The following is a 24,594-nucleotide window of genomic DNA, read 5'->3' on the forward strand; positions in this document are numbered from 1 at the left end:
AACGATTATGAATTATAAAATTTGTAATCTATAGCTGACATTTTTAGGTAAGTGATTCAGAAACATGAAGATATGGTTCGGATTGAGAAACTTCTCCAGACCTAATAGAAAAAGGCTGTCTTTTCAGACAGCCTCTTTCAAACTTAACCTAAAAACTACTACTTTTTGATAACTTTTATTGTTTTAATAGCATTGTCCGCAGAAACTTTCACAAAGTAAGCTCCTGCCGCAAATCCCGACATAGGGATTGTCACTGTCATTGCATTAGCCGTTTTTGACATCATTTTTTGTCCTGCAATATTAAACACCTCAATATTGGTAATAGATTGTGGGTTTTCAATTTGTAAAACATCACTAACCGGATTAGGATATACTTTCAGATTCGCCAAAGCAAAATCATTACCCCCCATTGTAATAGGGATACCAGCAAATTCGTCAGCCCCGATATCCGGCACACTTGCATTTCTGGTATTCCCGTCAAAATCTTCGTTAACCGAAGTAATGAACACTCCTCCGCTTTCAATTAGTGTTGGCACAGCGGTATCAATATGCAAATAAGTCGCATCAGAACCTGTCGTACTTATAAAATCAGGGTTCTCATTAACCGAAAGTGCGTCACGATTAACCAATCTTGTCCTAAAATCGTTCAATGTGATATCTGTATTCGTTCCATCTGTATAAACGGTAGTCCCGTAAAACAAATTATTATTGGACGATGCATCGTAAGAGGTTAATGTTGGTTTTCTCAACACAACCGACAATCCCGTACCATTAGCTGCCGAAGTATTCACTAAAATATTATTGCGCATTATTAAAGCCGGATTAGTATCAACACTAACTGCGCTGCTTCCAAAATTAGCACCTGTACTTAAAGCGTCTATTTTAATTGTATTATGATACAAATTAACAGTAGCAGCACCATTAACCGCATTTATACCCACTACTTGATTAGGCGTACCAGAAGCATTGTCTCCGGCAGAAGCGCTCAGACTCCCTACAATATTATTAAAAATATTATGAGTCGTTCCACCTGTTAAATTCATTCCGTAAACAACAGCCGCTGCTGAAGAAGAACTTAACCCGTATATTTTGTTTTTAGACGCGTCAATGGTCGTTCCCGCAGTTACGGCTATTCCATTGATGATATTACCTCCGGAAAGTGTGTGAATTGTATTTCTTAAGATACTATTCTGAGTTCCTCCCCCATTTAATTTAATACCATAAATCTTACCCGTCCCTGAAGCAGGCAGAGAAAGGTTATAAATGGTGTTACCCACGAAAATTTTGTTCCCCGTAGCCCCTGTTCCGTTGCTGATACCGAAAATATTTATTCCACTGGTAGTTGAAGCCGAAGTCAAACCTGTAATCGTATTAGTAAAGAACGATTCTGTTTGAGCTGTAGTGGCAGAATAAATTCCGGCAAAAGTATTTCCAGCGTTATCAGCAGCTGTAGAGTTTAAATTAGTGATGGAATTTGAATCAAACGTAACACTTGCAGGACTTGTATAACTAATTCCGTAAAAAGGTCCGGCTCCATTTCGGGTAAGATCTCTGACGGTATTATTACTACAATCCAATGATGTTGCAGCTCCGGCATATATACCAACAAAACCTCCCGTTGTTGTTGCAGTTAAATTCCTAACCGTATTACCATTAACATTAATAGAATTGGTACTTGCGGCTGTTGTGTTGTAAATACCATATAAACTTCCTGATGTAGAGGTAAATGATATATTGGTAATCGTATTGTTATTTATATTACATGCATCAGGGGCAGTACTTGAAGCGAAAAAATAAATTCCCGTAAAAGCTGCATTAACCGTTGATGTAACAGTAAACGTTCCAGAACCCGAATCATTTGCATATCCTATAGTATTTCCGGTAATCTGCATATTGTTGCTGTTGGTCGGATTTGCGAAATAAATACCATACATACTTCCTGCAGTAGTAAAATTACGGGTTACCGTCTGGTAAATTTTATTGTTAGTCAAGGTCCAATCGGTGTTTCCTGTAGTTATATAAACAGCTGCACATCCCGTCTGTAAAAAATAATCATACAAACTACATCCGGTGATTGTTATTCCACTATTATAAAGAGGCACACTTGAATTCGATCCGCTTGAGAAAATTAATTTAGAAGGAGGAGTAGTTCCTGCCGGGCCAATTTTACAGTTTGAAATCGTATTATTGTCATTTCCGGTTGTTGTTCCAGTCGAAAAGAGAACTACACCCCCGGGAGTCGACGAAGACACTGTAGCCGAACCCAACAAGGTACAATTCGTAATTGTATTGTTAGTTGCATCTGTCTGAAATTTAATGGTGGAAGTTCCTGACATATTGGAAGTGCTTGCATTTGAAATCGTCAGTCCGTTGCCACCTGAATTCAAACCATTTACAGTAACGTTATCAGCACCGTTGAATCGGATCAAATCGGCAGCTAAAGATCCTGAAACAGTCCATTCACCTCCACTCGGACTGATCATAACAGAATTCCAGTCTCCCGCACCCAGTATTGCCGTAGCAGTTTCTGTTGTATTAGCTGTTACAGTAATAGTAATATCTGCCCCGGCCTGTGAAGTCCCGATAGCAGTAAAAGCCGCGCCCAAGGTAGTATAACTTCCGTTGCCGTTTACTGCACCGGAAACCGTAACCTGACCCTGAACATTTAAAACACTGAAAAACAAAAAGAAAAGCAGAATTACCAGCTTTTGCAATTTAACCTGAAGTTCGACGTATTTAGCCGACTCCATAATGTATTTTTTCTTCATAAGAAACATTTTTTAATATCGGCGACGAAACTACTGAGAATTACCATTGTAAAAAATTTTATTTCCCTAAAAAACAATATTTCATCCCTTATATAACAATGTTTTAAAAAAACTATATTTTTCATTAAAGCAAAAAAGCAGGTCAATTAAAACAAACAAGAAAAAACCCGAATCACCACATCACAAAATTCCCCCCTACTAACAGGCAGGCATTTACACAAACTTGCACCTAAAAAATATTCATTAAAAAAAGAACCGCCTGAATCATCAGACGGTTCTTAAAATAATCATTGATTAACGTAAAAACATTACTTTTTAATCACTTTCACTATTTTAACAGCTTCATCGGTAGCAACTTTCACAAAGTAAGTTCCTGCCGCAAATCCAGACATTGGAATAGACATTGTCATAGCATTAACCGATTTTGACATCATCCTTTGTCCTGCAATATTATACATTTCAATATTGACAATAGATTGAGCATTTTCAATTTGTAAAACATCACTAACCGGATTAGGATATACTTTCAGATTTGACAAAGAGAAATCATTCACTCCCAACGTAACGGTAACAGTAACCGCTAAATAAGAAGCACTTCTACATCCACCAACTGTCTGCATTGCATAATAAACAGCTCCGCTTACCAATTGTGTCCCTGCAGGAATCGCATTGGTTCCTGCTAAGGCATCAGCCGCTGTCGGATACCAAACAATCGTACCAGTTCCCGCAGCTGTTAAATCTTCAATAGTAGCATCTGAAACAGTTGCCACTGGAATAACCTGAGTTGAAGAACCTGTTGGTGCACCTACCACATTTACAGTAACAGGAACCGCTAATCTCGGACTCTCACATCCTGAAATTGTCTGCGTAACATAATACGTATTTGTAGATAATGCATCTGTTGATAACATTGCCGAGCCGCCTGTTGATCCGGCATACCATTGCACTCCCGTACCTGCTGCCGTTAAATTCGCAACTGTAGCACCGTTACAGAATGTTTGCGCTGAAGCCGTTGGCTGAGCCGTAGCATTCACAGTTACCGAAACCGGTAATCTCGGACTCTCACATCCTGAAACCGTTTGAGTTACATAATAAGTATTCGTAGACAAAGCATCTGTCGACAACATTGCCGAGCCGCCTGTTGATCCGGCATACCATTGCACTCCCGTACCTGCTGCCGTTAAATTCGCAACTGTAGCACTGTTACAAAATGTTTGCGCTGAAGCCGTTGGCTCGGCCGCGGTAACTACAGTTACCGAAACCGCTAATCTCGGACTCTCACATCCTGAAACAGTTTGAGTAACATAATAGGTATTTGTAGACAAAACTTCCGTCAGCAACAAGGCCAATCCACCTGCTGATCCGGCATACCATTGCACTCCCGTACCTGTTGCCGTTAAATTTGCAACTGTAGCAGTACTACAAAAAGTATGTGAAGAAGCCACTGGCTGAGGAGTACCACCAACTGTTACAGTTATTGGAGCCGTGGTTACTGTACATCCTCCTGCTGAAGTTAAAGTAGCTGTATAGGTTGTAGTTGCTGTTGGCGATACAGAAAGATTGTTTCCTGTTCCCACTACTGCAGTTCCGTCTGACCATGAATAATCAGTTATAGCTGTTGGTATTCCTGAAACAATTTTCACATCATCAATCAACCAGCCATAATAATTATTACTGGCGTTTGTTGTGTATCGGAAACGAATTCTGAATTGCGGTGTTAAAGCCGCCGTTGGAATCATAAGGGTTTCATTCTGCCACAACGAATTGTTTGGCACTGATCCTATTGCAGTAATCGCAGAAGTCCAGTTCGCATAACTTTTTGTTGAAAAACATACCGCAGAGTTATATAGCGTTGCTGTACCTGTATAACTCGATGTAGGGAATGTAGACCATGTAGTCCCTCCATCCGATGAATACTGTACATAACCAAAATCACTGGCTGTTGATGGCCCTTCTAATGCCGCAATATGAGAGAATGTCAAATAAGCCTGAGGCAATGCACTTAAATCAATATTAGCAACAGAACTTGCATTTACATCAGCACTATTCGATACCGTTCTAAAACGCAATGAAGCTGCCCCTGCACCCGAAGAATAAGCCACCTGAGTCAATTCAGCAACTCCGGTAACAGCACCTCCTGTAAAATCCGCTATTCCTGCTTCGAAAGAATTAGTATATAGTGTTTGAGCAACTATATCAGCAGATAAAACCGATGTTCCCAAAGGACAGATAACACTTGAAGAAGCAGCTGCAGAACCTGTCAAACCTAACAACGGCGCATCTTTATAAGCCGTCCCTTGTGTCGTTTTTACAGTAGCAGGATCAGTAGCGGTAACGCTCCAGGTAACGTTTCCGTTAGCAGGAACTACTGTCGGAATAGTAACCGTAAAAGTGGATGTTGTTCCGGCTGTTACAGTACCGCCTGTCATAACAATTGGCGTTTGTACAAAACCATTAACCGAATATTTCAAAACCACTGAAGTAATATCATTTGCCCCTGCAGTGACATTTGCCGTAACTGTTCTGGCAGCATTTGCACATAAATTTCCTATTGGAGTAATAGCTATACTGTTAATTGTCACAACCGGAAGATATATACCCGCAAATTCATCCGCCCCGATATCCGGAGTAGTCGCATTTCTTGCATCTCCGTCATAATCGTTTGCAACCAAAGCAATGCTTGCCCCAGTACCTTCTATCTGCGTAGGTATAGCAGCATTGATATGCAGATAACCAGTATCTGAGCCTACCAAACTTACAAAATTAGGATTCTCACTCACCGAAAGAATATCGCGGTTGACAACTCTGTTTCTGAAATCATCCAGAGTAAGATCTGTAAGTCCGGCAGCGTCTGTATAAATGGCCGTACCATAAAACAGGTTATTGTTCGAGGAGTTATCATAAGTATTTAATCCAGGTTTTCTCAATGCTACAGATAATCCCGTACCGGTAGGTATAGAAGTATTTACTAAAATATTATTGCGCATTATTAAAGCCACAGTAGACCCAACACTAACCGCACTACTTCCAAAATTAGCACCTGTGCTTGAAGCGGCTAATTTAATCGTATTATTATACAAATTAAGTGTAGTAATGCTATTGCTACCATTAATACCAACCACTTGGTTAGGAGTACCCGCAAGAGTCGCTGCAGTTGCCGTTAAATCTCCGATAATATTATTATAAAGATTATTAGTAGTTCCTCCTGAAAGACCCATACCATATACCGCAGTGGATGCTGTAGAAGTACCTAATCCGTAGATTTTGTTTCGGAACACGTTGTTAGTTGTACCCCCTCCGATATTAACACCATTGATCGTACTTCCTCCTGTAAACGAATGAATCGTATTACCGGAAATCTCATTTAAAGGACCACCCAATGTCATTCTGATTCCATACATTGTACCTGTTCCTGTTGGCGACACGGTAAAATTCCTAATAATGTTATTTTGATATGTTCTGTTCCCTAAACTTGCCACAGTACAATAAATTCCGTTAAGCGAAGTAGCGGCTGTAGAAGAAGACGACAAATTACTGATTGTATTATTTGTAAATGTTTCAGTTGTAGAAGCAACACTGGTAAAAATACCCGCTAAGTTACTTGTTGATGTGGCCGCAATCGAACTTAAATTTGTAATAACATTCGAATCAAACGTTGCATTTGTACATGCTGTATAATTAATACCATAGAAAACCCCTGCACCCGTTCTGGACAAATTCTCAATCCTGTTGTTATTACAATTTAACGTTGTTGAACTTCCTGCCAAAATACCATAAAAATTACCTGTATTCCCAACAGTAGAAAAATTACGAATTGTATTTCCTTCAATATTAATTGTATTGGCATTCGCCGTTGTAAGACTGTAAATTCCGTAATTAGCACCAGATGAAGTAGATGTTAAAGTTATATTAGAAATCGTATTATTACTAACATTAGTTGGACTAGACGCAGTTGGTGACGTAATAAAATAAATACCACAAAAACCTGCTGCCACGTTCCCTGCAATGTTCAAAGTTCCACCGCCTGTACTATCTGCATAGCCAATGGTATTGCCAGAGATACGCAAATTATTACCATGCGTAGCATTTGAAAAATAAACACCATACATTAAATAACCACTAGTAAACGTACGGGTTGCTGTCTGGTAAATTTTATTGTTCGTTATTGTCCAGGCAGAATTTCCAGTTCCGGCATAAACCGCCGCACTAGTGTTGTTTGCTATAAAAAAGTCATATAAATTACAATCTCTGATTGTTATCTCACTATTACACGTGCTTTCATTGGTAGTCAAACCTGATGAATAAATTAGTTTAACAGGAAAACTTGTTCCCACCGGACCAACATTACAGTATGAAATAGTATTTCCGTCATTACCGGTTGTTGTTCCAGTGCCAAAATAAATTACCCCCCCTGCAGTTGCAGTATTGGTCGTACTCGAACCTAATACGGTACAATTGGTTATCGTATTGTTCGTGGCGTCTGCCGCGAACCTAAGGGTAGAGGTATTCGCAGTATTGGCTGTACTTGCATTGGAAATTGTCAGTGAGCTTCCACCTGTATTCAATCCATCCATAATAACATAGTCCGCACCATTGAATTGAATCAACTCAGAAGCCAAACTACCTGAAATTGCTGCCGCAACACCTGAAGCAGGTTTAATTGTAAGCGTATTAACCACGCTCGCACTAGCATTCTGCTGAATGATAATCGGGAACGTTTCGGTCGGATACGTTATATCAAGCAATGAAAAAGTAACCGGCCCACCCAAACATCTTGTGTTATAAGCTGCTACTGCCGCAGTTAAGGTTGTGTAATTTCCACCTGTCCCTACTGTATAAACACCATTCATTGGCGTAACAATCGCATAAGGTGATGTTGGCGGTGTTGCAACCGTTGGAGGATTAGCTGTTTGTCCTATTGCTCCAACTGAAGGATATACCGATACATTTGGAGTTGCAGCATTGTCCTGTGCAACAAAATAATACGCAATAACGTCTTCTGCTACACTTCCGGCCCCTATGGTAAAATCATAAACACCATTTCCCATAGACGTTCCCACCGCAGCGGTATATGCCCCTGAATTTATTCTCCAATAAGCCACCGGTAAACCGGCACCTGCAGTAGGCACACCCGTTGCATCTGTAAAAGTTGCCGAAATGGTTCTGCTTCCCGGTGGAGCGCATGTCGTGTTTGGAGCAACAATTGCAGGCCCTACCAAATCATTCGCAACTCCTGTAAACTCATCCGCTCCAATATCCGGAGTACTTGCATTTCTCGCATTTCCGTCAAAATCAGTAGTCACTGAAGCAATCGGAGCACCGCCACTTTCAATTTGCGTAGGCGCTGTAGTGTCAATATGCAAATAATTCGCATTGGAACCTAATGTACTTGCAAAAGTAGGATTTTCAGTCACCGACAAAACATCACGACCAGCAACTCTGGCTTTAAATGCAGCTAATGTTGCATCTATGTCGGTTGAACTGTTTTTTGCATGAATAGCAGTACCTCTGAACAAATTATTGTCAGATGTCGCTCCATAAGTTGACACTCCACCAGGAAGTCTCAATGCCACAGATACTCCTAAACCGCTAGCCGGTAAATTATTTACTAAAATATTATTTCGCAATGTTACCGAATTAGCAGAATATATTGCACTCGATCCGAAACTAGCTCCAGTATTTGAACCGTTTAGTACAATGGTATTATTGTAAGCATTCAAAGTTGCTCCCGATGCATTAATACCCACTACCAAATGAGGCTCAGCCCCACCGTTTGTCGCAATTGGTGCTGTTAAATCACCAATTATGTTATTGTAAACATTATAAGTTCCACTAGTTGAAATAGTAAAACCGTATACAGCTGCTGCTGCTTCGGCCCCATTTAACCCATACACCTTATTGTTGTAAACATTGGTAGTTGTACCTGTTGCCATAGTAATACCATTCGTCCCGGTCGCAGAATTCGGTCCGGAAAATGAACTGATCGTATTTCCTGAAACAGTATTAAGAGCACCAGCATTAGCCATTCTGATTCCCCAAATAGTACCAGTTGCCAAAGGCGGAACAGCAATATTACTCAAAGTATTATTCTGAATGGTTTTGCTTGCCACTCCCGTTCCGGTATTGATACCATATATTGGCTGATTAGCTGTTGATGTAGAAGTTAAACCTGTAATTGTATTACCGTTAACTGTCTCCGTCATAGAACCAACCGATGAATAAATCCCGGCTATAATACCTGTACTTGTAGTATTTGTTGAACTCAAATTGGTAATTGTATTACCATTAACCGTTATATTCGTTGCCGCACCATAATTAATCCCCATTAAAATTCCAGTCCCTCCTCCTGTTCTGGAAATATTATCAATTGTATTATTATTACAATTTAAAGTAGTTGCTGCTCCCGCATAGATAGGGTTAACTTCTTTGTTAGTTGTCGTTGTCGCAATATTTCTAACAATGTTACCATTTATATTAATTGTATTGGAAGTCACCCCTGCGCCATTATAAATAGCATAAAACCTTCCTGAACTGGACGCCATTGAAATATTTGCAAATGTATTATTGTTTATATTACATGTAGTGGCAGTTGCAGGTTTGCTGTTCAAGTAAATACCCTGAAATTCTCCTACAACAGTTGGTCCATCCAGCACCAGAGTTCCGGTTCCTGTACTGTTGGCATACCCAAAAGTGTTTCCGGTAATATGTGTATTTTCACCAACTGCAGGACTATTAAAAGCAAAACCATACATAATCAAGTAACCTGTAGTACCCGTAAACAAACGAGGTGCCGTTTGATATATCTTGTTGTTTGTTATAGTCCAATCGGTATTACCGTCCGCCGCATAAACGGCAGCGGAACATCCGACAGGAGTAAAAAAATCATACAATTCACAATTGGTGATTGTGTTCCCGCTGTTTGCAATTGTCGCATTTGTGGTCGAACCGATACTACCAATTAATTTAGAAGGCAGATTTATCCCCGCAGCAGTTACTTTACAATTCGAAATCGTGTTGTTGTCATTTCCGGTTGTAGTACCTGTCCCAAAGAAAATCACACCTCCTACAGTAGAAGGGGGATTTACAAGAACAGTTGTTGAACCCAACACAGAACAGTTCGTGATAGTGTTGTTGCTTGCATCGGCCTGAAATTTAATCGTACCAGCAGTTGCAGTCGCATTGGTGTTGGAAATGGTTAATCCGTTTCCTCCGGTATTCAAACCGTTGATGGTAACGTTATCCGCTCCGTTGAATTGAATTAACTCCGTAGCCAAGTTACCTGAAATAGTCCACGACCCACCGCTCGGAGTGATTGTTAGTGACGTCCAGTCGCCTGCTCCAAGTGAAGCAATGGCACCTTCAGACGTGTCACCGGTAATAGCAATAGTGATAGTAGCTCCGGTTTGTGAAGTTCCAATAGCCGTGAACGCGGCACCCAAAGTAGTATAGGTTCCGTTCCCGGTTACTGCACCAGAAACCGTAACCTGTCCCTGGACATTTGAAACTCCAAAAAAAACGAACAAAAGCAGCACGAGCAGCTTTTGCATCCTCATCAGTAGCCCCGACGATTGTTCATCCGGCCCCTTAATGTATTTTTTCTTCATAAAATAAAATTTTTGTTAATAGTTGGACACGAATCTACACAGAATTAACGTTGTAAAAAATTTTATTTCCCTCAAAACAATCATTACGTCCCTGTAATAACATTATTTTAAAAAACCCATTATTTTTTAACATATAAAAAAAAACAATGAAACCAAAAAAACATCCGTTTTATATCAAAAAACCAAACATCGACCAACATCACTAATAATATCACGAAGAACAACTAATTTTCAAACAACACAAACAAAAAAAGGCCGCCTTTTCAGACGACCCTTTTCAAAACTTAAAACTTAAAAAAACTATCTTTTAACAACCTTCACTGTTTTAACAGCATTATCGGAAGTGATTACCACAAAATAAGCTCCAACTGCAAATTCCGACATTGGAATTGACGCAGTCATTGAATTTACCGATTTAGAAATCACTTTGCGCCCTTCAATGTTATACATTTCAATAGCAGTCATGAACTGAGAATTTTCAATCTGCAAAACATCGTTAACCGGGTTTGGATAAACTTTCAGGCTTGACAAAGCAAAATCACTAACCCCCAACACTGTAGTAAACTCATCTGCACCTATATCCGGAGTTGTTGCATTTCTCACATCACCATCATAATCATTCGTACAACCTACAATCGGAGTACCTCCTCCTTCGATGGGCGTAGCAACTGTAGTATCAATATGAAGAAACTGTGGATTGGAACCTGTAGTACTCGTAAAAGCAGGAAGTACAGAAACAGAAGCAACATCTCTTGTACTCACTCTTGCTTGATATACTGCAAGAGTTGCATCTGTATTTGTTCCGTCTGTAAAAATTGTACTTCCGTAGAATAAGTTATTATTAGAAGCGGAAGCATATGATGTAAGTGTCGTTGAAGACCTTCTGTAAGCAGCAGCCAAACCAGCTCCTGCAGCCGTTGATTCATTAGTAAAAATATTATTTCTGAAGTCAACAGTAGTACCAGTCACAGCATAAACCGCACTTGAACCGAATAAGGCTCCAACACTGTTAGCATTTAAACGGACAGTATTATAGTAAACATTAGCAGTAGAGCCTCCCGAAATATAAATACCGTTTAACGGATTCGCCGCATTGGCGGACGGCGCAGTTAAATCTCCAATAATATTATTATAAATATTATTGGTAGTTCCTCCTGAAATACTGATACCGCTCACAGAAGGCGATGCTACTGAAGAACTTAATCCGTACACTTTATTTTTGTAAACATTGTTGGTCGTTCCTGCCGCTACACTAATACCATAGATGTTGGTTCCTCCTGAAAACGAACTTACAGTATTACCGGAAACTTCATTAAGAGTACCGCCAGCAGCCATTCTGATCCCATAAATTGATCCTGCACCCGTATTTGGAAGAGAAAAATTAGTAAAACTATTATTTTGAAACGTTTTATTCCCAAGATTAGCTGTCTGATTATAAATACCATAAATCGATTGAGCAGCAGTTGACAAAGAGCTGAAATTACTAAGCACATTATTGGTGAATATCTCGTTTTGAGGAGAATTCGCCGAATAAATTCCAGAGACAGAAGCGGTACTGGATGCACTCGTTGAACTTAAATTTGAAATCGTATTAGCATTAAATGTCACTGTTGTTGATGAAGCATAACTAATACCATATAAAATTCCGGCTCCGGTTCTGGAGATATTATTAATTGTATTATTACTGCAATTTAATGTTGTCGCTGAGCCCGCAAAAATAGGATGCATTATACCCGAAGTAGTATTCGTTACTATATTTCTGACTGTATTCCCATTAACATTAATTGTATTGGAAGTTGCCGTTGTAAGATTATTAATGCCGTAAAATACATTTACAGATCCCCCTGCGGAAGATGTCAATGAAATATCAGAAATCGTATTGTTATTTATATTGCATGTATTGACAGCACTTGGCGATGCATTCAAATAAATACCCTGAAAAACCCCTGGAGCACCGCTTCCTGCTAATGTTAAAGTTCCGGTCCCCGCACTGTTTGCATACCCAATAATATTGCCGGTAATCTGCATATTATTACCATAAGCTACATTTGAGCAAAGGATACCATACATGGTCATTGTTGATGCTCCCGTAAAAGTACGAGTCCCTGTCTGGTAAATTTTATTGTTCGATATCGTCCAATCCGAATTCCCTGTTGTCGCATAAATAGCAGCACAACCTAAACTACTCGGGGTTAAGAAAAAATCATATAAATTACAATTAGTGATAGTTATACCACTATTCCCAATTGCAGCATTTGTAGTCATACCTCTTCCATAAATTAATTTAGAAGGAAGGGTTGATCCGGCAGGACCAATGTTACAATTTGAAATGGTATTATCGTCATTTCCGGTTGTTGTTCCGTCACTAAACCATACCACACCTCCAAGATTGGTATGAACCATTGAACATGAACCCAACACAGTACAATTTGTTATGATATTGTTAGTTGCATCCGCCAAAAATTTAATAGTAGAAGTCCCATCAGTATTAGATGTACTTGTATTCGTAATTGTCAATCCGTTCCCTCCCGTATTTAAACCGTTTATGGTAACATTATCTGCACCGTTAAATCGAATTAACTCGGAGGCCAAGGAGCCTGAAACAGTCCATGAACCTCCACTCGGACTGATTGTCACTGATGTCCAGTTTCCCGCACCAATATTTACGATAGCACTTTCTGTAGTATTACCAGATACGGCAATATTAATATTGGCTCCTGTTTGTGATGTTCCTATTGCTGTAAAAGCAGCCCCCAGAGTAGCATAAGACCCATTTCCGGTTACCGCGCCGGTCACCGCAACCTGACCTTGTACATTAAAAACAACAAAATACGTAAACAAAAGTAAAGCCACCTTCATTTGTAATTCCGTCTTAAGACCGGAAAGCAATTCCGGACAAAATGCAATGTAATTTTTCTTCATAAACTATTTATTTTTAAATCCTAAATAGCGAATCTACAGAGAATTAACATTGTGCGGAAATTTATTTCCCAAAAAATGAATTTTACATCCCCAATATAACAATGTTTTCAAAAAAATACATTTTAAGCCAAAAAAAATAGTTTTTTGATAAGAAAATAACGAACAGAAACGAAATCCAATTAAAAAAACAACAGTACGTTAAGAATTAAACATTAAAAAACAAACCCTATCTATTACTATCCATTTAACTGGTAATTTCCAAAAAAAAAAAAATACAATCTATTAACAGAAAGCCAAAATCCCTTTCAGTAAATTAATCTGATTCACCGTTCGGTATAAATTCTGATTTTCATAGGAGATGTAAAAATAAGTATCGCCGTTTAGGTAGTCGGTCAAAAACCGGACGGCCTGAATGTACACCACCACTTTGGCAGCATAATCCAGATTTTCCTTTTCAACAGGTTCCAAAACTGTTTCCAGAGAGAATAAAAAACCTTTCTTGGTTGCCATAAAGAGTTCCGGATCGAAAGTTTCATTGGTTGAAATTTCATCTTCGTTGGCCGTATTGGTGTACGACCGAATCATATCGCCAAAATCATAAAGCAACGTCCCTTCCATAACCGTATCCAAATCGATAACCGCAATGGCTTCGTTTGTATCCTGGTGAAAGAGCACATTACTGATTTTCGGATCGGCGTGAATGATGCGTTTGGGAAGCTGATTGTTTGTCTGCAGTTCAATCCACTTATCTGGCAATCCGATATGTTCGTTTATAAATTGTATAGCTGATTCTGCATTTAATTTTCGTTCTTCGGTGGCAGTTTCCAATGCGCTTTTATAATCGGTAATTCGTTTTTCAAAATTGATGAAATCCGGAAGTACTACCTGAAGTTGAATCACATAACCATTACTGTTCATCGTCTTATAAAACTTACTGAAAGCTTTCGCAGCTTCAAAAGCGATTATCGGACTTGTGGCTTTGGATAAGGTAATACTGTTTTCTATATAGGTGAACATTCTCCAGGGATTTCCGTCCTCATCATAAAAAATCGGAGCACCCTCTTTTGTTGCAATAACCGAGCTCACCTCCAGTGGATAATCCGATTGCTGCAAAACAGCAACCGCACTACTTGTATTATGAACCAAGGCACTCACATCCTTAAAAACCGTCGTATTTATTTTTTGAAGAATGCAGTTTTGGCTGGTATTCCTATTTGTAATCAGATAAGTCGCATTGATTAATCCGACTTCAATTACGGCAACATCAATATCCGCTACAGGTATCGAAAGAAATTGGGCTGCTATTTGCTGAAACTTTTCCATACTACCAAAGCTGGCTGGGATATTTTCCGTTTTGAATTTCATCTGAAAGAAACACCTTCAAGACTTCTTTATCATCCGGATAGGTCAACCCCATCCACTGTGATTCCGATTGATGCACTTTGACTTTTATCAGATTTGAACCTATCAGCTGCTGAACGACAGCCGGGATATAGAATTCCGATTTGGAGACATTGTACTGTTGCAGAAACCGTAAAAATTCCTCTTGCAGAAAATCGAAAACCGAAGGATGAAAACACCAGAAATTCATAGAAACCAAAATATTTTCCTTTAAAACGACGTTGCCTGTTTCTGTTTCCGATATGATTTGCGAACCTTGTCTTTTTATCCGCGTATGCTCGACGACCTCAATTAAATTTTGCTGATCATCCAAAGTACAAACACCTCTGGAAACCGGTCCGTTTTCGCTTAACGTCGTATTCACAGGAAAGGCAATCATTTCATATCGGTTATTTTTTATGACATCGCCAGAAATCGATTCCTGAATTTTCATGTAAGATGATCGTCCGTAAAAATCATCGGCATTGATAACGACGAAAGGTTCGTTCACCACCAATTTGGCTGTCAGAACCGCATGCCCTGTCCCCCAAGGTTTGCTTCTTTCTTTTCCAATATCGATATATTCATCGGGTAAAAAACCATCCATTTCCTGAGGAACAAAATGCATTTCAACCTTTTTTTTGATGCCAATTCGCCCCAGTCTTTCGATATATTCCTGAGCAATATTCGGATTCACGATTAAAACAAATTTGTCAAATCCAGCCTGAATGGCATCGAAAATCGAAAATTCAAGAAGCGTTTCACCGGTAGGCAACAAGGCATCGGTTTGCTTCAGTCCGTTGTATCTCGAACCTAAGCCACCGGCTAAAATTACGACTGTTTTTGGAGATTTAGAACGCACCGTCAAAGCCAAAAACAGGTTTACGGGTTTTCCAGGCGCCATTGGTAAAATCGGGGATTTCCTGAACGGCTCCGTTGCTCTCAATCGACAGTTCACTCAATGGTGTTATGGCGTACCATGTGGCCAGATCATACACATCTAACGGAAACTCGATATTGCGCTTGATGCATTCGATAAAAGTATTGTCTACGAAGAAATCCATGCCGCCATGCCCTGAATTTTCAGCCTCTTTCGAATACCGTTGCCACAACGGATGGTCGTGTTCGGTCAGCCATTTTTCGGTATTGTCCCACTGGTGGGATTTTTTCATGGCTTTTTCAAAATAGATAAAGCCTTCGTTCTTTTCTCCGCTGCCGAAATCCTGCCACAAACCTTCTGTTCCCTGCACACGGAATCCTAAATTATAGGGACGTTGCAGACTGGTGTCGTGGGTTAATAAAATAGTTTCACCGTTGGCGCATTGTATCTGGGTGGTGACGATATCACCTTGCTTAAAGTTCACTTTGGCATTCGGATGGTCTATCCCTCCTTTTGGATGTTCCACTATATATTTATTCAAACCTCTCGCCTTGCTTGAAAACGAAGACAAACGCAGCAATCGGTTTCCTCTGTTGATGTCGAACATTACTGCCACAGGCCCTAAACCATGCGTCGGATAAAGTTCCCCGTTACGATTCACATAATGATTGGTTCTCCATTTGGCTTCGCTGAATCCTTTTTCTCCAAACTCCACTCCCGAATTGTACGCGCTTTGGCCGTCATTGAACAGTACGCCTCTCAAATCGTGTTCGTATCCTCCCTGACCGTGAATCAACTCACCAAACATTCCTTTTCTCGCCATATTCAAAACCGCCATCACATCGCGACGGTAGCACACATTTTCGAGCATCATTATAGGCACTTTGGTTTCTTCGTAGGCTTTTACATAGTCCCAACATTCGGAAAGTTTCATGGCGCCACAGACTTCCATTCCCACAATTTTTCCGGCTCGCATCGCATCAATTCCCTGCTCTTTATGCCATTCCCAGGGCGATGAAATTATCACGGCGTCGATATTTTTTTCCTTTAACAGATTTCTGTAATCATAATCCCCATTGGAAAACTCTTTGGGTGCCGGTTTCTTGTATTTTGCCACCAGTTTTTGCGCCATTGCAAGCATTCGTTTATCCGGATCGGCAATAGCGACAATTTCTACGTCCTCTCTTTTTAGCATTTCCTGCATATGTGCCTGCCCTCTGAATCCGGTGGCGATAAAACCCAAACGGACTTTTTTGGAGATTTTTTCATCAGATGCAAATAACGAATTGGGTAAGATTAAAGCACCGAAACCCGCAATTGCGGTTGTTTTTATAAAATTACGTCGATTGGAATTATAAGTCATGGCTGTTTTTTTTCAATTACTAAAGTAGTATTTTTAAAGGAATTATCTCAATTTCTAACCGATTAATTATAAGAAACCACTTGGGTATTCACATCTCAAAACATAATCTTTTCATCAAAAAACCTCAACAAAATAAAAAGGGACTGTCCGAAAAGACAGCCCCTTAGTATCACACAAAAAAAAACAATTCTTATTTCTTGATCACATTAACAGTTTTGACAGCGTCATCAGAGGTAACTTTAATTAAATAAGTACCACCTGCCAAACCTGACATATCAACGGTAGTTGAAAGTTCATTTACTGTTTTAACCATAACTTTTTGCCCGGTAATACTATAAATTTCAACATCTGAAATAGCTTGTCCATTTTCAATAGTCAAAACATCCGTAACAGGGTTTGGATATAATTTCAAGTTATTTAACGCGAAATCTTTCACCCCTAATGTCACGGTAACCGTAACCGCTAAAGAAGAAGCACTAGTACAACCTCCCACGGTTTGTGTTGCATAATAAACAGAACCACTTGTCAATTGCGTACCTGCCACAAGTGCATTGGTTCCCGCCAAAGCATCAGCCGCTGAAGGATACCAGATAATATTTGAACCTGTCACAACAATATCCTCAATCGTAGCATCCGTAGGAACTGGCACTGAAATTACCTGAGTTGCAGCACCTGCTGGAGCTCCTACCACATTTACCGTTACCGAAACCGACAATCTCGGACTCTCACATCCTGAAATCGTTTGGGTAACGTAATAGCTTCCGGTTACCAAGGCATCTGTAGATAATAAAGCCGAACCTCCCGTTGGTCCTGCATACCATTGAAGAGCCGTACCTGTAGCCGCTAAATTCGCTACCGTTGCACTATTACAGAATACTTGTGAAGAAGCAGTTGGCACCGCTGTTTGATTCACAACAATCGAACCGGAAGCTGTTGCTGTTCCGCAACCCACAGGAGTAACGGTATAGTTGAATGTCCCGGCAGCCGTTGGCGTCCCGCTGATAGTTAAAATCCCTGCCGCATAAGAACCCGTAACACCGGTAGGCAATCCCGATACAGTTGCATTTGATGCATTTCCTACCGCATAAGTAATTGCTGTGATCGCATTGTCAGCACATACTGTCTGAGCATCCGTACCAACAGCTGAACTTAAAGCAACAGTGCGATTTGCACTAACCGTAACCCCAACCACAGCCGAACTTGTACAAGTACTGGCAGTAGAAGAAGTTGCCGTATAACTATGCGCACCTACAGTATTCGATTTAAAATAAACCGTGGAAGCATTTGTTCCAGTATAGGCCACCGTTCCGGCAGCATCAGTATATAAATCCGTCAGCGGAGACCAAGTCATAACAGTAGGAACACTGCTTGACCAATCAAATGTTGTATTCAATCGATTTACACTTGTAGTAGCACTCGGATTTGAAGCTGCAAATGCATCAGAACTGGCAAATGTAGTCGAAGTTACCGCATAAACCGTTTTGTTATCCGCAGTGGCAGTATAATAGGTTTGGGCATTATTGGTCAAATCCAAACCGGTTTGTCTGACATCTACAATTACGTTAGACGTTCCATCCCAAACAAACGGAGTATTGAATACAATCGTATTAACACCTACACTATGGTTGTAAGTAGCTGTACTATACACCTGTACCAGACCTGTAGTAGTGAAACCTGTCAAAGTTGTCGCTGCCGTGTTTGCCATATAAATTTTAAAACTACTCACATTAGCACCATCTCCAAGTGTTGAAATATTAAATTTGACGGAGTTGATATTACCTGCCTGCACCCCGGCAGCGGTTAACTCGGCAGCTGTGAATACCATTTGAGACCAATAATGCTCGAATCGGTTACAGAATGCTGTTGGCTGAGATGTTGCACCTGTTAACGTAGTAGCCGTACCGATTGCTGAACTTCCTGAAGACCCGATTGTACCTCCTGAAGCAACCAATGCTTGCACGACACCTTCACAAACTGTTACCGGTGAAGGCAAAACCGTCACTGCTGATGGCACCGGATTTACGGTAACATTTACCGCTGCAGTGTTAACACATAAACTACCTGAACTTTGTGAAGCGGTTAAAGTATACGTTGTCGTGGCAGTCGGACTGAAAATCCATCCCGAACCGGCATTACCCGTAACTCCTGTAGCAGGAGACCATACATAAGTATCATAATCGGCAGCTCCGGAAGAAATTGTAATTGCCGATGATGAAGAACCATTACAAACAGCTGTTGCATTAGTACTCAGTGCAAATGTTGGAGCAGTATTTACCGTTGCCTGAACCGCAACTCTAGGTGATGAACAAGGCACCTGACCTCCAAACATTACATTAATCCTGTTTAAAGAAGTTGAGCCTGCAGTAGTTGATCCTGTATAACTGTTAACCCAAAGCACCTTATTATCAGACGTTGTTGTATAATAGGTTTGAGAATTATTTACGGCATCTGCGCCATCATGGGTAACGTTAATAACAATATTGGAAACCCCGTCCCATACAAAAGGAGTTGAAAAATTGATTACCTGCCAGCCTGATGCTGTGTGTGTGTAGGTAGAAGGTCCGTACACCGTTGTATAAGAAGCTGTAGACAAGAATGCTGTACTTGCGAAAGACGATCCGGCAGTTGTCCCTATCTTAACAGTAAAGTTGGCGTTAGTTGGAGCATCACCCTGTGTTGAAATGTTATAGGCCATTGAAGTAATATCACCAGCCCTTAAACCCGCTGCAGTTAACTCCGCTGCAGTATAAATAGTCTGACTCCAGTAATTCGGCCATCTGTTACAGAATGCTGTTGGCTGAGATGTTGCCCCTGTTAATGAGGTCCCCAGTCCAATTGTTACATTTCCTGCCACAGGAGTTTCAGCTGCAACATAATACGTTGCATTTGACGCAATGGAAGGAGTCGTAAAAGACGGACCTGTTCCAACCAAATTCCCTCCGGTCGCCGCATCATACCACGTAGCCGTTCCCGAAGAAGCCGCTGCTGCCAGATTCACCGTACCCGCGCCACATCTCGTTCCTGGAGTTGTTCCTGTAATATTGTTTGTAAATGTGATGTGAACAGGTGTAGATGTCCCGGAAACCGGTCCGGTCGAACACGTTACCACACATTGATAATATGTAGCCGATGCAGGTGAAGCAACATAAGTTGTATTGGTTGCTGTTGCGATGTCAGTGTATGATATTCCATCCGGGGAACTTTGCCACTGATACGTTACTCCTGAACCTGAAGGAACCGTTGTGATACCTAAAGTCACTGAACCACCCGAACAAATTGTAGTACCTGAAGCCGTAGTAGCCCCTGGTGCCGGAGTTCCGGAACATGCATTGGAAACTGCATAAGCCAGATATCCCGTATAACTACCCGAAGCAACAGCTGCATTAGAAGTTGTGGTGTTTGGAGTACCTGCCGCATAAGTTGCAGTAGATCCGAAAGCATTTGTATAGATTCCTGCTGCACTTGGCGCCTGTACAGGAATATTCACAGCAGAAATTCCGGAATCACCAAGTCTAACATTGACATTTGTAACTGTCCCACTTAGCAAAGGTGCTTCCCATCTTTTAGCCGATAATGACGTAATGGATGCGTCTACCGATCCGGTATTTGTATCGAAAGCTTCTGCTTTCATAACAGATACAGCAGTAGTAGCCGGTGCTATCGAAACGGGATTGTAAGCCGTTTTACCTACCGGATATAAAATATAGTTTGTATTGGCATTCCCTGAAGCGATGGTTCTTGAGAACGGCCCTTTCACATAAGCCGTAGCAGAACCTCCCGAAAGTACTCCGGCAGCTGCCGTTGTTCCTAAAGTCAATAAATTAACATTGGAGGTAGTAACAAAGCCTTGAGTCAGCGTTAAAGTCCCGCTTACAGACAATGGCACATTTAAAGTGACACCCGAAACATTGGAATTATTTACCACTAATGATGTCAGGTTTGCTGTTGGAGAAGCAGCTAAATTCTGAAATACTCCCGAACCTGAAATAGCTTGTGCGTTTGTACTTGCCGAAGCTGCCCCGTTTGTCCATCTGGCCATCTGGATGGTTCCCAAATTGGTAAGGGTTCCATTATTTACGACATTCCCTGCAACATATAGTGTTGAAGTTGAATTCGTTTCAAATACACCGGAAGCAATTGTCAAATCGCCTAAAACACCAAAGGCAGAAGTATATTTTACAAGTCTGTTTGTACCTGTATTTGCATCAACAATCATATTCCCCAGCGAATAATAATATGATCCCGGGAACAGATAAGCATAGAAACCATTGGCGTGCCCTCCCGCAGTTGTTGAAACGCCATTTCCGAATTTAACGGTGTGACTTGTACTCGCTGCATTTGCCGCACCCCCTTGGGATATTGACAATGCATAATCAGATGTTGACGCCCCGAAGTGAGGATCAACAATTGTTAAAGTTCCTCCGGTCCAATTTAAGTTAGCTACAGCAGATGCCGTTACACGTACCAACGGAGTTCCTGTGGTAACACTATTTGCCGTAGTCCCGTCACTACCATCCACAATAATATTTCCTGAAGATTGATTAAAAGTTGATCCGCCATTGTTCATTAAATTTCCATTGATGTTCAATGTTCCGCCAGAAACGGTTAAAGTACCGTTATTGATTAGAAAGTTATTATTTAATGTACAACCTACTGTTAGGTCTCCCGAAGCATTAACCAAAGTACCTCCAGAACTAATCGTTACATTTTTCGCAACATTACCGGCAGAGTTGGAAGTCACCGTGGTTCCCGCAGCGACAGTTACCGGATCCGTACAAGTAGGAACCGTCCCTTTATTCCATGTTGAAGCCGTATTCCAATCTCCGGATACGATCGAAGAGAACGGAATATCTGCAATAATAGTAGCCAACGTATAAGATCCGGTCACTAAATCTGTCGGTGTCAACCCGATTCTGTGACCTCCGGGAGTAGTTGTCCCGGCTTCATGCGTTCCTACAAAAGTATCATCGGTTTTTATTACCCGTGTACTTGCCGTCATCAAAGCTCCTCCGAAAAGTCCGGGTGCCACCATTTGAATTTTAAAGGACGCCACACTTGTGGGAGTACCCGCCAATGCAGAAACCGTCCAAAAATCATTTGCTTTTGTATCCAGGACTGTTGCTCCGTCTGTATAAGCCCCTGAGGTTGTTCCTGCGACGTTATTATATGCAACTCCCAATACTCCCGCCGCCGCCGTTGGGGTTACACGTTCAATCCAGGCAGAACGTCCCTGGCCGAAGGAATCTATAAAAGGATACCTGCTTGTGGCAGTAGTGGCATCAGCTCCCGAAGTAAACGAAGTACCGGTACCGGTAGCCGTAAACCATCTTCCGAAAACGGTACCGGAAGTAAATCCACCTGCTGTATAACTTAATGTACCAGCAGAAGGAGATGCGTTACCCAAAACAACGCTTGCACCTCCCGAAGTACTGACTCTTCCCGCTGTTAGCGTTAAAGTCCCACTAACCGATATGGAATTTGAAGGTTGTGTCGCGATATTAGCGGTCCCCGGTAATGTAACACCTCCCACAATAGGATTATTGATTGTCAAACTGGAGAAATTTGCAGTTGGAGTAGTCAAAGAGTTTACAAAAACACCAGTCCCTGAAACGGTTTGACTGTTTGCAACTGTAAAAGCACTGTTCGTACCTAAAACCAATGCTGATGTTGAGGAAGACCCCTGAACCGTCATTGTCCCGTTATTGACAATGTTACCACCAACAGCCAATAACCCGGAAGTATAGCTTTGTCTGAAATCACAATTTGCATTAATCGTCAGGTTTCCTTTGATATGACAACCATATGAAGTTGAATTGTTAATTGAGGCACTCAACCATCGTCCGGTCGTGTTACCGCCGTTCACAATTACGTTTTGAACTGGAGCATATCCTGAAGCATACGTTTCTAAAGAAAAACCATCATTATTCCCTGCTGTCGTGCTGGTCCCATCACCAAAAATAAATGTGTGAGTCCCGCTAAAATAATTTACAGAAGCCGCCAAACCAATACTAACCGATCGATTGGTACCACTTCCTGTCGCATAAGTGTTGACATGCGGATCTATTACTGTAATTGACCCAGCCGTACAACTAGGTGTTCCTCCCGAAATTGAGAAGAGGTGTGTTCCGGAAGCGACAGACCCTACAACAGTGTTGTTATTATTTCCGTCAACCGAAAACACCCCGCCGGATTGATTAAATGCCCCTGAAGACATTAAAAAATTTCCATTCAAAAGAACAGTTCCTGTTCCGGACAAATTAAAAGTCCCGCCATTTACCAAAAAGGTAGAGTTATTTGCCGAAGCAATACTAACCGTAAGCATATTCGAAGACACCGTTAAACTACCTGATGTCAGGGTCAGTTTCCTTACTGAGGCATCACCTGTCAGCACCATTGCAGATGCATTCTGAATGATAAAATCGTCCGCATTACTTACAGAAGCCGGAGCAGTTCCAGTTCCGTCAGTTGCAGTTCCCCAACTATTCACATCGTTGAAATCCGTTGCCGATGCTTTGGAATAATACGTTGTCTGGGCACTAACCTGCAAGCCGTACAACATCGTAAAGAAAAGCATGACCAACAAACCTAAAGGATTATTTCTCCTTTCAGATCTGTTCTCATGCCATCCCCGTAATACAGTTGAAGCTCGATTGAACGAACTTCTTTTTAAATTGTAAAAATTCACCATATAATAGAAATTTGTTAATAATTTCCAAATATATCGATATAGTGTTCTAAAAAACACAAAAAATATTGCGAATCACATATTTTAACAAATTTAAATTTTTTAAAACCAATAACAACAATTTGTGAGAAAAAACAAATGTAAATATCTTACATATTTTCCGCATAAAAAACCATAAACCACCAGAAAATCGGTATGCTCTCCACCCAGAAATCGGTGTAATAGTTCGAGCGCTTCGGACTGGAGAAAACAGTAAAAAGCGCAATAACGACAACCAAAACCAGATTAATCCAAAGTTGTTGTACCTGAAAATCGGATTTTAAAAATTCAAGGAAGTAAAAGGGTATCAATAAAAACAGATTGAGGATTTTAGTTTTTGCAACGCCTAATTTCTGCGGAACAGTCTGCAACGACAAATCATCGTTCTTCAAATCGATAATTTCGAAAATCAATATCAGAATGATAATCAGCAAAAAACGCTGACAGAACTTCAACCAGACATCATGAGAAAGCGTCAAACCGGCGTTTAGTATCGGAAGAAAAAGCGTAATCCCCGCCCAACAAAAAGCTACGATATAAATTTTTACGCCCGCCCAATTGCGTGCATTGCCAATCTTCGGGAAAACCGGCAACGTATAAAGCAGTGTCAGTGCCAAAAAACCAATCGCTACCAGTTGCGTTATTCGTTCGAGATGAAAAAAATAATATCCTGCAACCGCGAAAGAAACAACACTCACTACAACGATTCCTTTCAGTTGCCTGCTCCATCTTACTTTTTCAGCCCGAACCAATGCTTCATATTTCACAAAATTATACCCTACGATAGTTCCGAAAAACGCAAATAAAATCATCGGCTCATCATAAGCAATATGAAAGAAATGAAAGGTCATCCGAATCAGGGCATACACGGACAAAGCCACATGAATGCTTGCGCTGATATAAAAGGACAGTATTCGCTTGAGTAATTGCATCCTTACAAAAGTAATCAATCT

The 24,594-nt window shown here is 40.8% G+C and carries 8 protein-coding genes; all 8 read right to left on the minus strand.

The window, feature by feature from the left end; all coding sequences use genetic code 11:
* Positions 1-158: 158 nt before the first annotated feature.
* Positions 159-2,768 (minus strand): T9SS type A sorting domain-containing protein, encoded by a 2,610-nt coding sequence (locus FLJC2902T_RS09860; protein WP_023579641.1) that lies wholly within the window; start codon positions 2,766-2,768, stop codon positions 159-161.
* Between the two features lie 308 nt (positions 2,769-3,076).
* Positions 3,077-10,372: an Ig-like domain-containing protein gene (locus tag FLJC2902T_RS09865; protein WP_023579642.1), complete on the minus strand. Its 7,296-nt coding sequence runs from the start codon at positions 10,370-10,372 to the stop codon at positions 3,077-3,079.
* A 300-nt stretch (positions 10,373-10,672) separates the two neighbouring features.
* On the minus strand, positions 10,673-13,294 hold the full coding sequence (locus FLJC2902T_RS09870; RefSeq protein WP_023579643.1) for a T9SS type A sorting domain-containing protein: 2,622 nt from the start codon (positions 13,292-13,294) through the stop codon (positions 10,673-10,675).
* A gap of 282 nt (positions 13,295-13,576) precedes the next feature.
* Complete coding sequence (locus FLJC2902T_RS09875; RefSeq protein WP_023579644.1) at positions 13,577-14,617, minus strand: phosphotransferase enzyme family protein; 1,041 nt, start codon at positions 14,615-14,617, stop codon at positions 13,577-13,579.
* Position 14,618: 1 nt separating this feature from the next.
* A complete protein-coding gene (locus FLJC2902T_RS09880; RefSeq protein WP_051364360.1) occupies positions 14,619-15,578 on the minus strand; it encodes a nucleotidyltransferase family protein in 960 nt (319 codons plus the stop codon).
* Positions 15,526-16,917, minus strand: coding sequence for a Gfo/Idh/MocA family protein (locus FLJC2902T_RS09885; RefSeq protein WP_023579646.1), 1,392 nt, complete (start codon positions 16,915-16,917; stop codon positions 15,526-15,528). Before FLJC2902T_RS09885 ends, FLJC2902T_RS09880 begins: the two co-directional genes overlap by 53 nt.
* Before the next feature lie 190 nt (positions 16,918-17,107).
* On the minus strand, positions 17,108-23,605 hold the full coding sequence (locus tag FLJC2902T_RS09890) for an Ig-like domain-containing protein (RefSeq protein ID WP_023579647.1): 6,498 nt from the start codon (positions 23,603-23,605) through the stop codon (positions 17,108-17,110).
* Positions 23,606-23,751: 146 nt separating this feature from the next.
* Entirely contained in the window at positions 23,752-24,573 is an 822-nt protein-coding gene (locus tag FLJC2902T_RS09895) for a hypothetical protein (protein ID WP_035678229.1), read from the minus strand.
* Between the last annotated feature and the right edge of the window lie 21 nt (positions 24,574-24,594).

The organism is Flavobacterium limnosediminis JC2902 (assembly GCF_000498535.1).
Taxonomy (GTDB): Bacteria; Bacteroidota; Bacteroidia; order Flavobacteriales; family Flavobacteriaceae; genus Flavobacterium; species Flavobacterium limnosediminis.

Coding starts and splice junctions, on each gene's coding strand:
- FLJC2902T_RS09860 (WP_023579641.1), bottom strand. CDS start 2,768: ATGAAGAAAAAATACATTATGGAGTCGGCTAAATACGTCGAACTTCAG.
- FLJC2902T_RS09865 (WP_023579642.1), bottom strand. CDS start 10,372: ATGAAGAAAAAATACATTAAGGGGCCGGATGAACAATCGTCGGGGCTA.
- FLJC2902T_RS09870 (WP_023579643.1), bottom strand. CDS start 13,294: ATGAAGAAAAATTACATTGCATTTTGTCCGGAATTGCTTTCCGGTCTT.
- FLJC2902T_RS09875 (WP_023579644.1), bottom strand. CDS start 14,617: ATGGAAAAGTTTCAGCAAATAGCAGCCCAATTTCTTTCGATACCTGTA.
- FLJC2902T_RS09880 (WP_051364360.1), bottom strand. CDS start 15,578: ATGGCGCCTGGAAAACCCGTAAACCTGTTTTTGGCTTTGACGGTGCGT.
- FLJC2902T_RS09885 (WP_023579646.1), bottom strand. CDS start 16,917: ATGACTTATAATTCCAATCGACGTAATTTTATAAAAACAACCGCAATT.
- FLJC2902T_RS09890 (WP_023579647.1), bottom strand. CDS start 23,605: ATGGTGAATTTTTACAATTTAAAAAGAAGTTCGTTCAATCGAGCTTCA.
- FLJC2902T_RS09895 (WP_035678229.1), bottom strand. CDS start 24,573: ATGCAATTACTCAAGCGAATACTGTCCTTTTATATCAGCGCAAGCATT.